General features: G+C 72.9%; 14 protein-coding genes. 6 read left to right on the forward strand and 8 right to left on the reverse strand.

Translation table 11 applies throughout. The features are described 5' to 3' along the window. Positions 1–33: 33 nt before the first annotated feature. Positions 34–321: a YiaA/YiaB family inner membrane protein gene (locus ACFOSY_RS28810; protein WP_031021798.1), complete on the forward strand. Its 288-nt coding sequence runs from the start codon at positions 34–36 to the stop codon at positions 319–321. A 374-nt stretch (positions 322–695) separates the two neighbouring features. Then, positions 696–1,334 (forward strand): TetR/AcrR family transcriptional regulator, encoded by a 639-nt coding sequence (locus ACFOSY_RS28815; protein WP_394312361.1) that lies wholly within the window; start codon positions 696–698, stop codon positions 1,332–1,334. Here the strand turns inward: ACFOSY_RS28815 and ACFOSY_RS28820 are convergent. Continuing rightward, complete coding sequence (locus tag ACFOSY_RS28820; protein WP_394312363.1) at positions 1,331–1,792, reverse strand: MaoC family dehydratase; 462 nt, start codon at positions 1,790–1,792, stop codon at positions 1,331–1,333. The genes ACFOSY_RS28815 and ACFOSY_RS28820 overlap by 4 nt on opposite strands. Positions 1,793–1,923: 131 nt before the next feature. Between ACFOSY_RS28820 and soxR the strand changes: the two genes are divergently transcribed. Beyond that, positions 1,924–2,400, forward strand: a complete 477-nt coding sequence (gene soxR, locus ACFOSY_RS28825; RefSeq protein ID WP_394312365.1) for a redox-sensitive transcriptional activator SoxR — start codon at positions 1,924–1,926, stop codon at positions 2,398–2,400. A 416-nt stretch (positions 2,401–2,816) separates the two neighbouring features. Here the strand turns inward: soxR and ACFOSY_RS28830 are convergent, their stop codons facing one another. The 3 genes from ACFOSY_RS28830 to ACFOSY_RS28840 form a co-directional block, all read right to left on the reverse strand. Next, positions 2,817–3,884: an RNA ligase (ATP) gene (locus tag ACFOSY_RS28830; protein WP_394312367.1), complete on the reverse strand. Its 1,068-nt coding sequence runs from the start codon at positions 3,882–3,884 to the stop codon at positions 2,817–2,819. Between the two features lie 197 nt (positions 3,885–4,081). Further along, entirely contained in the window at positions 4,082–4,684 is a 603-nt protein-coding gene (locus ACFOSY_RS28835) for a hypothetical protein (protein WP_394312370.1), read from the reverse strand. A 494-nt stretch (positions 4,685–5,178) separates the two neighbouring features. After that, positions 5,179–6,429, reverse strand: a complete 1,251-nt coding sequence (locus ACFOSY_RS28840; protein WP_394312373.1) for an exo-beta-N-acetylmuramidase NamZ family protein — start codon at positions 6,427–6,429, stop codon at positions 5,179–5,181. A 169-nt stretch (positions 6,430–6,598) separates the two neighbouring features. Here ACFOSY_RS28840 and ACFOSY_RS28845 point away from each other — a divergent pair, with 169 nt between their 5' ends. Further along, positions 6,599–7,372, forward strand: a complete 774-nt coding sequence (locus ACFOSY_RS28845; protein ID WP_394312376.1) for an SDR family oxidoreductase — start codon at positions 6,599–6,601, stop codon at positions 7,370–7,372. A gap of 191 nt (positions 7,373–7,563) precedes the next feature. Then, entirely contained in the window at positions 7,564–8,157 is a 594-nt protein-coding gene (locus tag ACFOSY_RS28850) for a TetR/AcrR family transcriptional regulator (RefSeq protein WP_394312378.1), read from the forward strand. A gap of 71 nt (positions 8,158–8,228) precedes the next feature. Here ACFOSY_RS28850 and ACFOSY_RS28855 read toward each other — a convergent pair whose 3' ends face one another. Continuing rightward, positions 8,229–9,443, reverse strand: a complete 1,215-nt coding sequence (locus ACFOSY_RS28855; RefSeq protein ID WP_394312380.1) for an acyl-CoA dehydrogenase family protein — start codon at positions 9,441–9,443, stop codon at positions 8,229–8,231. 6 nt (positions 9,444–9,449) lie between these two features. Further along, positions 9,450–10,472 (reverse strand): phosphotransferase family protein, encoded by a 1,023-nt coding sequence (locus ACFOSY_RS28860; protein WP_225654542.1) that lies wholly within the window; start codon positions 10,470–10,472, stop codon positions 9,450–9,452. 197 nt (positions 10,473–10,669) lie between these two features. Here ACFOSY_RS28860 and ACFOSY_RS28865 point away from each other — a divergent pair, with 197 nt between their 5' ends. After that, entirely contained in the window at positions 10,670–11,602 is a 933-nt protein-coding gene (locus ACFOSY_RS28865; protein ID WP_394312384.1) for an NADP-dependent oxidoreductase, read from the forward strand. Between the two features lie 128 nt (positions 11,603–11,730). Here the strand turns inward: ACFOSY_RS28865 and ACFOSY_RS28870 are convergent, their stop codons facing one another. Both ACFOSY_RS28870 and ACFOSY_RS28875 read right to left on the reverse strand, forming a co-directional pair. Further along, positions 11,731–12,072, reverse strand: coding sequence for a DUF202 domain-containing protein (locus tag ACFOSY_RS28870; protein WP_394312386.1), 342 nt, complete (start codon positions 12,070–12,072; stop codon positions 11,731–11,733). Further along, entirely contained in the window at positions 12,060–12,452 is a 393-nt protein-coding gene (locus tag ACFOSY_RS28875) for a YidH family protein (protein ID WP_394312388.1), read from the reverse strand. The genes ACFOSY_RS28870 and ACFOSY_RS28875 overlap by 13 nt, the downstream gene beginning before the upstream one ends. Between the last annotated feature and the right edge of the window lie 34 nt (positions 12,453–12,486).

Below are 12,486 nucleotides of genomic sequence, written 5' to 3' on the forward strand. Positions count from 1 at the left end.
TGGTCGCGGACCCGTCCGCCGATGCTGGTCCGCATGAGCGAGACACCGGTCAAGCAGCAGAGTACGGCCGCCTTCTACGGCCAGGCCGTCGCGTCGTTCGGCGTCGCCCTGGGGGCCACCGCCGTGGGCATCTACAACCTGGAGACGGACGCGTGGGTGCGGGGGTTTCTGAGCATCGCGGTTCTGTATCTGGTCACGTCGGCGTTCACCCTGGCCAAGGTCATCCGTGACCGGCAGGAGGCGGGGCAGATCGTGAACAGGGTGGATCAGGCGCGGCTGGAGAAGCTGTTGGCTGAGCATGATCCGTTGCAGAAGCTGTGACGTCAGGGCGCGGGAGTATCAGGTGCCCGGTGCCTGTGCGGGCCGGGGGTGTTGGCGCAACTCGGCGCCGGCGAGGTGCCGCCCACCGGTGTCGGTGTTGCCGCCCGCGGCGGGGAGGGGTCGGGGTGGGGGTGGGCGCCCGCAGCGGCTGGCGCGTCCGCGCCCTTGACCATTCAAGCGACCCAATCGCGCCAGACCGAGGACGTCCACCCCCGCCGCGGCCCCGCACCACCCACCCCCCGTAGGCGCCACGCGCACCCCCACCGGACAGTGCGTTGCAAACGAGGCGTCTCGGAAGCTGCCCGGAGGGCAGGCTAAGCGCTCGCTCACCCTTGCCGGTAGGATGGCGACCCTGTCAGCGAATGGGGTGAGCGATGAGTACGGCGGAGGAGACGGCCGGCGGTGACACGCAGCCGTGGGGTGAGGTCACGCCCGACGCGGCCCGGCGGCTGCTGCTCGCCGCCGTGGAGGCCTTCGCGGAGCGCGGCTACCACGCCACGACGACCCGCGACATCGCGGGCCGCGCCGGGATGAGCCCGGCCGCGCTCTACATCCACTACAAGACCAAGGAAGAGCTGCTCCACCGCATCAGCCGCATCGGGCACGAGAAGGCGCTGGACATCCTGCGCACCGCGGCCCGCGGGGAGGGCGCCGCGACCGAGCGGCTCGCCGACGCGGTCAGCTCCTTCGTCCGCTGGCACGCGCGCGGCCGCACCACCGCCCGGGTCGTGCAGTACGAACTCGACTCGCTGGGCCCCGACGCCCGCGCGGAGATCGTCGGCCTGCGCCGGCAGGTGGACGCCGAGGTGCGCGGCATCATCGAGGACGGCGTCCGCTCCGGCGAGTTCGACGTCCCGGACGTGCCGGGCACCACGCTCGCCGTGCTCTCCCTGTGCATCGACGTGGCCCGCTGGTTCAACGTCGACGGGCCCCGCACCCCGGAGCAGGTCGGCGAGCTCTACGCCGACCTCGTGCTCCGGATGGTGGGGGCCAAGAACGCCGAGACTGCCTAGAGGTAGTAGCGGGCCACCGACTCGGCCACGCACACCGGCTTGTCGCCGCCCTCGCGCTCCACGGTGAAGGCGGTGGCGACCTGCACGCCTCCCCGCACCTCCTCCACGCCGCTGATCGTCGCCGTGGCGCGCAGCCGCGAGCCGACCGGGACGGGGGCGGGGAAGCGGACCTTGTTGGTGCCGTAGTTGACGCCCATCGTCACGCCCTCGACGGACAGCAGCTGCGGGCCGAACAGCGGCAGCAGCGACAGCGTCAGATAGCCGTGCGCGATGGTCGTGCCGAACGGGCCCTTCGCGGCCTTCTCCGGGTCCACGTGGATCCACTGGTGGTCACCGGTGGCCTCGGCGAACAGATCGATCCGCTTCTGGTCGATCTCCAGCCAGTCGGTGTACCCCAGCTGCTCGCCCACCGCCGCCTTCAGGTCGTCGACGGACGTGAAGATCCTCGGCTCTGCCATGTCCCGGCCTCTCGCGTCACGTAGTCGCAGGCGCATCCGCGTGCGCATGCCTAAGCAACTGCTTAGCATGGTCGGCCGGGCGGCACCTGTCAACGGACCGGCCGCCGTACGGGGTCGGTAGGCTTCGAGGGGTGCACCGGATTCCAGAGAAGATCCACGAGCTCACGGTCGGGCAGCTCTCCGCCCGCAGCGGGGCCGCCGTGTCGGCCCTGCACTTCTACGAGTCCAAGGGGCTGATCAGCAGCCGGCGCACCTCGGGCAATCAGCGCCGCTACACCCGCGACACCCTGCGCCGGGTCGCCTTCATCCGCGCCGCCCAGCGCGTCGGCATCCCGCTCGCCACGATCCGCGAGGCGCTCGCCGAACTGCCCGAGGAGCGCACGCCCACGCGGGACGACTGGGCGCGGCTCTCCGAGGCGTGGCGCTCCGAACTGGACGAGCGCATCCGGCAGCTGAACCGGCTGCGCGACCACCTGACCGACTGCATCGGCTGCGGCTGCCTCTCGCTGGAAGGCTGCGTGCTGTCCAACCCCGACGACGTCGTCGGCGAGCGCCTCACCGGCTCCCGGCTGATGGCGGTGAGCCGCGGGAAGTCGGCCGACGGCTGAACCCAGCCGCTGCAGGCATCCGACGGCTGACCCCGGAGAGCCGCCGCAAGGCCTCCAGCAGCTGATGGCGGTGAGCCGCCGGAAGAGGTCGGGCGGCCGATCGCGGTGAGCCGCCGGAAGCCCTCCCGCGGCTGCGGCGGGAAAGCCGCCCCAAAGCCTCCCGCGCCTATGGCGGGAAGCCGCCCCGAGCCCTCGCGCGGCTGCGGCAGCGAGCCGCCGGAAGGGCTCGGGCGGCTTGGTGGCGGCGAGCCGCCGCAGAACCTCCCGCCGCTGTGGCGGAGAACCGCCGCAAAACCTCCCGCCGCTGTGGCGGAGAGCCGCCGCAAAACTTCCCGCCGCTGTGGCGGCGAGCCGCCGCAAAACCTCCCGCCACGGAAGGCGCCACGGGCGGGCGGCACCCCGCCGCCCGCCCGTCCTCACTCGTACTCCGTGCCCCCCTTGCGGGTCAGATACGCCGGGCTCACCGCCTTGGCGATGGCCCGCCCGCCCGTCACCGGGCTGTGCCGCTCGGTCACCGGGCGGACGACCACGCCCTCCCGGATGTGCAGCTCCCGGCCGGACACCGTCTCCCGGCCGCCGGCCAGCTCCAGCACGCGTTCGCTGTCGTACGGGCCGGTCCAGAGGCGGGGCACCAGCGGCAGCCGGCCCTCCAGCAGCTCCGCCGCGTCCAGCCAGCGCACCTGGCCGTCGATCTCCGCGGACACGTCGAACACGGCGTACCCCAGGGTGTCGCGCCGCCCGTCCGCGCCGTACGACAGGTCCTGCACGCCCTCGCCGTACACCTCGCCGAAGACGCCGACCCGCGTGGCGCCCAGCCGGGCGGCGAGTTCGGCGGCCGCCTCGGCGACGCCGTGGCCGCGCACCGCGCGCCAGTACAGGTTGCGCGGGTCCTCCGTCAGCGCGAGGGACTTCGCCCCGAAGCCCTTGGAGGAGACGTACACCCGGTCCTCCTCCGCTGAGTACGTCAGCAGGCAGGCCGTGCCGTGCAGCTTCTCGGTGACCACGACGGGCTCGCCGGGGGTGAAGATGCCGGGGTGGCGCTGGAGGTTCTCGATGTCGACCCAGGGGAGCAGGGCGGGCGCCGGCCCCACCTCGCCGCTCATGGTCGGCGGGACCGGCGGCACCCACTTGGTGATCCCGAGCAGCTCCGCGAAGTCGGTGCCGTCCGCGGCGGCCCGTACGAGGTCGACGTCCGCGACCGCCTTCGGCCGGCACACGATGCCCTGCGACAGCTCGCCGCGCAGCCGGACCGCCTTGACCCGGTCGTGGTTGCCGCCCGCCAGCCGGCCGGTCAGGCTCAGCTCGTCGATCAGGGCGGTCGGCAGCACGGACTGCTCGGGGATGTACACCGCGGCGTCGCCCGTGCGGTAGGCGCCCTTGGCGACGACGGCCCGGTACAGGCCCACCTGGGCCAGTTCCAGGGCGTCGGCGTTGGGATGAGGGTGGACGGTCAGGATCTCCGCGGTGACGCGCAGCGTCGACATGGGGTGTGCTCCCAGGATTCTCGGGTGGGTGTCATCACCCCCGACTGTCCTGAGAACAAAACCCTGGAGCGACCGGTTTACGGCCTGCTACCGTCCCGGGGCGCGGGGGGTGCGGCATCCCTGGCGCGCACCCCCGTGCCCCCGTTGCTCGTCACCGTGATCACGCGTCGCTCGCGGCGCCCTCGTCCTCCCCCGCGTCAGGCGGAGACCAGCAGCCTCGCACGGCGGGACTCCGCGAGGGCCGATGGGGTCAGCACGGGGCTGGGGACCAGAATGCCGCAGTCCGTGCACACCGGGCCCGCCGAGGGCTCATGATCCAGGTCATGGCGCCAGACGAGCCGCTCTCCCCGGCACACGGGGCACGACGAACCCGGCTCACGCTCCAGCGCGTCGATCAGCCGCCGCAGCACCTCCGCCAGGGGCTCCGTCGGGTGCACCCGCGGGTCGTCGCACCAGGCGACCCCGAAACCTCCCCAGGTCATCCGGTGCCAGTCGTCCACACTGCCCGGCCTGCGCAGACCGTCGTGCTTCTCCTTCCTGCGGCGCTCGGCGAACTCCACCTCGTACGCCAGCCAGACCGCCCGGGCCTCCTCCAGCTCGTCCAGTGCGGCCACGAGCCGCGCCGGGTCGACGGAGCGGTCCTCGGGATCGAACCCGGCCCGCGAGCACAAGTGGTCCCAGGTCGCCCGGTGCCCGTAGGGGGCGAACCGCTCCAGGCACTTGCGCAGCGAGTAGCGCCGCAGCGCCAGATCGCACCGGGGATCTCGGACCTGTCTCGCCAGACTCCGGAAACCGGCCATCGTCCTGCACCTCCGTCACACCTGCACCTGTAATCCGGTCACTTCGGCGTCGTCGAACGGACGTCGCCGAATAGACGTGTCGGCACGCGATTCGGCTCCATCCTTTTTCCGATGGCCCCCTCAGCCGGCCGCGGGAACGCCGGGCCAACTGCCTTGGCCCGCGCTTCAGTTGTCGTCGTCGCGGGGATACCGGCGGTAACGGGCCCGCTGTCCCTCCCGGTCCTTCCCGGTGGAGGAGCGGCCCTTTCCCGACGCTCTGAGAACTCCCCGCGGCTTCCACGGGTTCCTGAACGCCCCGCCGATATGCACACCGATCACCGACCGTCGGCCGAGAAACCCCGCATGGAGCGGACGGGAGCGGTGAAAACGCAGGTCACAGGAGTGGGCGGAGGGGGAAACGGGGCGTGAACGCGACGGCGGCGGGTCGCCGTGCCGTCCGCGACCCGCCGCAGTTCCATGCCCCGCCGCCGTTCCGTGCCCCGCGGGCCCGCCGCCTACCGGTAGAGCAGGTGCTCGCGCCGCTTCCGGCGGAACGCCGCCAGCTCGCCCTGCCAGCCGGCCACCACCTCGTCCGTGTCCGCGCCCGCGTCGATCATCGTGCGCACCTGGGTGGAACCGGTGAGCTTGTCGATCCAGTTGTCCGCGCGCCAGGCGAAGCCGTCCCACGACCGCTTCGCCGTGACCAGCAGGCCGATGCCGGTCCGCACCGGGTCGAACCGCTCCCGGTCGTGCACATGCAGCTGCACGCCCCCGATGGTCTTCCCCTGGAACTTGGAGAACGTGGGCGCGAAGTACGCCTCACGGAACCGCACGCCAGGCAGGCCCAGCTCGTTCGCCGCGGCCGCCCAGCGCCCGTCGATCCCCTCCGCGCCCAGCAGCTCGAACGGCCGGGTGGTGCCGCGCCCCTCCGACAGGTTCGTGCCCTCGAACAGGCAGGTCCCCGAGTACACCAGTGCCGTCTCCGGCGTCGGCATGTTCGGGCTCGGCGGCACCCACGGCAGCCCGGACGCGTCGTAGAAGTCCGACCGCCTCCAGCCCGACATCCGTACGGTCTCCAGGGGGACGGGCGTGGCCAGGAACTCCGCGTTGAACAGCAGCGCCAGCTCCGCCACCGTCATCCCGTGCGCCTGGGAGATCGGCTGCCGTCCGACGAACGTCGCGAACTCCTTGTGCAGCACCGGACCGAGCGCCGCCCGCCCGGTCATCGGGTTCGGCCGGTCCAGGACCACGAACGACAGGCCCGCGAGCTGCGCCGCCTCCATGCAGTCGAAGAGCGTCCAGATGTAGGTGTAGAAGCGGGCGCCGACGTCCTGGATGTCGAAGACGACCGTGTCCACGCCGGACGCCGTGAAGATGCCGGCGAGGTCCTGTCCGCTCTTCAGGTAGGTGTCGTAGACGGGCAGGCCGGTCGCGGGGTCGTCGTAACGGCCCTCCGAGCCGCCCGCCTGCGCGGTGCCCCGGAAGCCGTGCTCGGGGCCGAAGACCGCGGTCAGGCCCACTCTGCCGTCGGCGTGCATGACGTCGACGATGTGCCGCACGTCCCGGGTGATGCCGGTGGGGTTGGTGACCACGCCGACCCGGCGGCCGTCGAGCAGCGCGTAGCCGTCCGCCGCGAGCCGGTCGAACCCGGTGCGCAGGGTGCGGCCCCCGCCGTGCCCCGCCCCGGAGGCGGCGGCGGCCGGTGCGGCGGAGGCCGCGACCGCGGCCGTGGTGGTGGCGAGCAGGCTCCGTCGGGACAGCCTCATGCGGTGACCTCCGTGATCGCGGAACGTGTCATGGCCACGCACGCTAGCGCGCCGGACCGCCCCGGGGAACGCGCCGGACCGACACCACGCGGAACGCCCCTTCCTCCCCGCATACCGACCGGTTAGTCTGACGCGGTCAGGCGTTCACGAGCCGCGTCGGAGGAGACCGATGGTGCAAGCCGTGCAGGGTGCGAAGGTGGTCGTCACGGGAGCCGGGGGCGGCATCGGAGCGGCGCTGGCCCGCCGTTTCGCCGCGCAGGGGGCGCGGGTCGTGGTCAACGACCTGGACGCCGGCCGCGCCAAGGCCGTCGCCGAGGAGATCGGCGGCCTCGCCGTGGCGGGTGACGCCTCCTCGATCGTCGGTGAGGCCCGGGACGCGCTCGGCGGGACCGTCGACGTCTGGTGCGCCAACGCCGGGGTCGGCCGCGACGGCGGGGAGCCCGGCGAGCCGCTGCGCGAGGAGGACTGGGCCCTGTCCTGGGACGTCAACGTGATGGCGCACGTCCGCGCGGCGCACGCGCTGCTCCCGGAGTGGCTGGAGCGCGGCAGCGGGCGTTTCGTCTCCACCGTCTCCGCCGCCGGACTGCTCACCATGATCGGCACCGCCCCCTACAGCGTCACCAAGCACGGCGCCTACGCCTTCGCCGAGTGGCTGTCGCTGACGTACCGGCACCGCGGGGTGAAGGTGCACGCGATCTGCCCGCAGGGCGTGCGCACCGACATGCTCGACGCCAGCGGCAGCGCCGGTGACCTGGTGCTGCGGCCCACCGCGATCGAGCCGGAGGACGTGGCCGACGCCCTGTTCGACGGCATCGAGAACGACCGCTTCCTGATCCTGCCGCACCCCGAGGTCGCCGAGTACTACCGGGCCCGCGCGACCGACCCCGAGCGCTGGCTCGGCGGCATGAACCGCGTCCAGCGGCAGTGGGAGACCACCCGCTGACCGACGGCACCGGCACCCGCCCGGACCACCGGGCGGGATCCGCCGGAAACCCGCCCACGCCGACCCGCGGAACCGGGCGGGGAGGTGGCGCCCGAGGCGGCGGTTCCGTGAAGTGGGAAGATCTCCCGGCGGGGACGGCGTTCCCTGGACGCACGACGACCGACAGCGACACGGAAAGGCGGGTGGCGGCAGTGCCCAGAACGACGGACGGTGACGGAACCCCCGTGCCGCAGCGGCTGCTGGCCGCCGCCACCCGGCTCTTCGCCGAGCAGGGCTACGACCGCACCTCGGTGCAGGAGATCGTCGAGGCGGCCGGCGTCACCAAGGGGGCGCTGTACCACTACTTCGGCTCCAAGGACGACCTGCTGCACGAGGTGTACGCGCGCGTGCTGCGCCTCCAGCAGGAGCGCCTGGACCAGTTCGCCGACGCCGACGAGCCGATCGAGAAGCGGGTGCGCGGCGCGGCCGCCGACGTCGTCGTCACCACCATCGACAACCTCGACGACGCGTCGATCTTCTTCCGCTCCATGCACCATCTCAGCCCGGAGAAGAACAAGCAGGTCCGCTCCGAGCGCCGCCGCTACCACGAGCGGTTCCGCGCGCTGATCGAGGAGGGCCAGCGCGAGGGCGTCTTCTCCACGGCGACCCCGGCCGACCTGGTCGTCGACTACCACTTCGGCTCGGTGCACCACCTGTCCACCTGGTACCGCCCCGACGGCCCGCTCAGCCCCCAGCAGGTCGCCGACCACCTCGCCGACCTCCTGCTGCGCGCCCTGCGGCCGTAGCGCCGTGCGGCCGACGCCGCGCCCCCGGCTCGCCGGGCGCCCTCAGGGCCGCCCGGCGAGCCGGTCCTCGTCTACAGGTACTTCTTGATCTCCCGGCGGGCCAGCGACCGCTGGTGCACCTCGTCCGGGCCGTCCGCGATCATCAGCGTGCGCGCGCCCGCGTACAGCTCGGCCAGCGGATAGTCCTGGCTCACCCCGCCCGCGCCGTAGAGCTGGATCGCCCGGTCGAGGATGCCGACGACCGTGCGCGGGGTGGCGATCTTGATGGCCTGGATCTCGGTGTGCGCGCCCCGGTTGCCGACGGTGTCCATCATCCAGGCGGTCTTCAGCACCAGCAGCCGCAGCTGCTCGACCGCGACCCGCGCGTCCGCGATCCAGTTCTGCACCACGCCCTGCTGGGCGAGCGCCTTGCCGAACGCGTCCCGCGACACCGCCCGCCGGCACATCAGCTCGATGGCCCGCTCGGCCATGCCGATCAGCCGCATGCAGTGGTGGATCCGGCCCGGACCGAGGCGCGCCTGCGCGATGGCGAACCCGCCGCCCTCCTCGCCGATCAGGTTCGACACCGGCACCCGCGCCTCGTCGAAGATCACCTCGGCGTGGCCGCCGTGGTAGTGGTCCTCGTAGCCGAAGACCCGCATCGCCCGCTTCACGGTGACGCCCGGGGTGTCGCGCGGGACCAGGACCATGGACTGCTGGCGGCGGATGTCCGGCCCGTCCGGGTCGGTCTTGCCCATCACGATGAAGATTCTGCAGTCCGGGTGCATGGCCCCGGAGATGTACCACTTGCGGCCCGAGATGACGTACTCGTCGCCTTCGCGCCGGATGTGCGTGGTGATGTTGGTGGCGTCCGAGGAGGCCACGTCCGGCTCGGTCATCGCGAACGCCGAACGGATCTCGCCCGCGAGCAGCGGCTCCAGCCACTGCTTGCGCTGCCGCTCGTCGCCGAACTGCGCCAGCACCTCCATGTTGCCGGTGTCGGGCGCCGCGCAGTTGGTGGCGGTCGGCGCGAGCTGCGGGGACCGGCCGGTGATCTCGGCGAGGGGGGCGTACTGGAGGTTGGTGAGTCCGGCGCCGTACTCGGCGTCGGGCAGGAACAGGTTCCACAGGCCCTGCCGGCGCGCCTCCGCCTTCAGCTCCTCCACCACCGGCGGGTTCTCCCACGGCGAGGACAGCAGCTCGCGCTGCTCGTGCGCGACCTGCTCGGCGGGGTACACGTGCTCGTCCATGAAGGCCAGGAGCCGGGCGCGCAGCTCCTCGGTGCGCGCGTCGAACGCGAAGTCCATGTCTCGTCAGCCTTCCTGAAGGGTGGTCAGACCGTGCTCGATGAAGACCGGGACCAGATCTCCGATGCGGTCGAACCCGGCTCCGACCGTCTGGCCCAGCGTGTACCGGTAGTGGATGCCCTCGAGGATCACGGCGAGCTTGAACCACGCGAACGCCGTGTACCAGGACACCGATGTCACGTCCCGCCCCGACCGGGCCGCGTACCGCTCGATCAGCTCGGCCGGCGTCGGATGGCCGGGGGCCTCGGCGGTCGTGGAGACGGGGGAGTCGGGCATGCCCAGCGGGCTGCTGTACATCACGAGCAGCCCGAGGTCCGTCAGCGGGTCGCCCAGCGTGGACATCTCCCAGTCCAGGACGGCGCGGACCGACTCGTCGTCGCTGATCAGCGCGTTGTCCAGGCGGTAGTCGCCGTGGACGACGGTGGGCGCGGGGGAGACGGGCAGCGCACGGCCGAGCGCGGCGTGCAGCTCGTCGATGCCGGCCAGCTCCCGGTTGCGGGAGGCGTCGAGCTGCTTGCCCCAGCGCCGCAGCTGCCGGTCCAGGAAGCCCTCGGGGCGCCCGAAGTCCTCGAGCCCGACCTCGGCGGGGTCGACCGCGTGCAGCTCGACCAGCGTGTCGACCAGGTTCAGCACGGCCTTGCGGGTGCGCTCGGGGCCCAGCGGGACGAGCTGCCCGGCGGTGCGGTACGGGGTGCCCTCGACATACTCCATGACGTAGAAGGGCGCGCCCAGCACCTCCTCGTCCTCGCACAGCAGCACCGGACGCGGCACCGGCACGCTGGTCGGGTGCAGGGCGCTGATCACCCGGTGCTCGCGCCTCATGTCGTGCGCGGTGGCCAGGACATGGCCGAGCGGCGGGCGCCGCACCACCCAGGTCGCCGTGCCGTCGGTGACCGTGTAGGTGAGGTTCGACCTGCCGCCCTCGATCAGCCGTCCGGAGAGCGGGCCGCCGAGCAGCCCGGGCCGCTCGCGTTCGAGCAGCGCGCGCAGCCGGTCGAGATCGAGTCCGGGCGGGTGGTCGGGGCTCATCGTCGCTCCTGTGGGCAGACGGACAGTACCCGCCCATGATGCCGACCGGTCGGTATGCCGTCCAGACCGGGGGCGAAACGTGATCGGGTCCACGATAGGGGGAGCGCCCCCGCGCCGTCGGCCCCGCCGGTGACGCGAACGGCGTACATCGGGCCATTCGGCTTGCACGAGGTGGGCCGACCCCGGAGGGTCGACGCATGAAGGCGATCAGCTACGCACGGTACGGCGGCCCCGAGGTCCTCGAGTACGGCGAGGTCGACGACCCGAAACTCGGCCCCGACTCGGTGCTCGTCCGGGTCCGCGCGGCGTCCGTCAACCCGGTCGACTGGAAGGCCCGCCAGGGTCACCTCGACGCGGCCCTCCCGGCCGTCTTCCCGGTGATCCCCGGCTGGGACCTCGCGGGCGTGGTCGTCCGTACCGGGCCGGCGGTCCCCGAGTTCTCCGAGGGCGACGAGGTGATCGGCTACGTCCGCGAGGACGTCCTCTCCTTCGGCACCTGCGCCGAGTACGTGGCCGCCCCGGTACGCACCATCGCGCCCAAGCCGCGCCGCCTCGGCTTCGAGGAGGCGGCCGGCCTCCCCCTCGGCGGGCTCACCGCGTACCAGGTGCTCCACCGCGTCCTCGGGGTGCGCCGGGGCGAGACCGTGCTGGTGCACGCGGCGGCCGGCGGGGTCGGCTCCGTCGCCGTCCAGCTGGCCGCCCACCTCGGCGCCCGGGTCATCGGCACGGCGAGCGCACGCAACCACGACTTCGTCCGCGGTCTCGGCGCCGAACCGGTAGCCTACGGCGAGGGCCTGGCCGAACGCGTCCGTGGCCTCGCCCCCGAGGGGGTGGACGCGGTCTTCGACACGGTCGGCGGGGACGCCCTCAAGGCCTCCGCGAACCTCGTGGTGCCGGAGGGCCGCCTGGCGTCGATCGTCGACCCGGCGGTGACCGACTACGGCGGCGCCTACTGGTTCGTCCGCCCCGACCCCACGGACCTCCGCAAACTCTCCGACCTGGCCGACCAGGGCGTCGTGACGATCCACGTGGAGGAGACGTACCCCCTCGCCCGCACGGCGGACGCCCACCGCCGCAGCGAGGAGGGCCACGTACGCGGCAAGATCGCGATCACGGTGCCGCACCCCTAGCCCCTCCGGCGCTTGAGGAGCGGGTTCCGGGGCGGGAGAGACGCCCCTAGCCCCTCCGGCGTTTGAGGAGCGGGGTCCGGGGCGGAGCCCCGGGTCGGGACGGGAAGGGGCGGCGGGGGCGAAGAAACTCAGCGCAACACCACCCCCACCCCACCCCCCACCGTCACCAGCACGCACACCACAAAGGCCACCGCGTCCCGAAACGCGAGCCGCGACGGCTCCCCCGCGCCCACCCCCGCCAACCCCCGAATCCGCCGATGGGCGACCACCAACACCCCCACCCACCCCGCACAGCACACAACCCCCGCCGCCAACAGCCCCACCGACGCGCCCCCCGCCACCCCCGCCTTCCCGGCCAGCACAGCCACCACCGTGCTCGCCAGAGTCGTCCGCCGCCACGCCAGCCGGGTCCGCTCGGGCTGCAACCCCGGGTCCCGTTCGCCGGCGACCCCGGGCGTCACCCCTCCCACCCCACCAGCACCACCACGACCATCACCACCGCCACCCCCGCCACCACCACGCTCAGCAGCGCGGGGAACCGCGACACCGGCAGATCCTCGCCCCGCCGCATCGCCCGCTCGCACCGCACCCAGTGGTTGACCGCCCGCAGCGCGCACAGCGCCCCCGCCGCCAGCAGCGCCAGGGCCAGCCCGACCCGCAACCCCCACCGCAGATCGGGCAGGAACTGGTCCACCGCGAACCCGCCGCCGATCAGCGCGAGCGCGGTCCGCAGCCAGGCGAGGAACGTCCGCTCGTTCGCCAGCGAGAAGCGGTAGTCGGGGGTCTCCCCGTAGTCCCGCACCTCGGCGGGGGCGAACCACAACCGGACGTTCCGTGCGAAGTCGATCACGGGGGCGACCCTACCGGTCGCCCCCCCCCCCCCC

Source organism: Streptomyces lusitanus, assembly GCF_042647945.1.
GTDB classification, from domain to species: Bacteria; Actinomycetota; Actinomycetes; order Streptomycetales; family Streptomycetaceae; genus Streptomyces; species Streptomyces pseudogriseolus.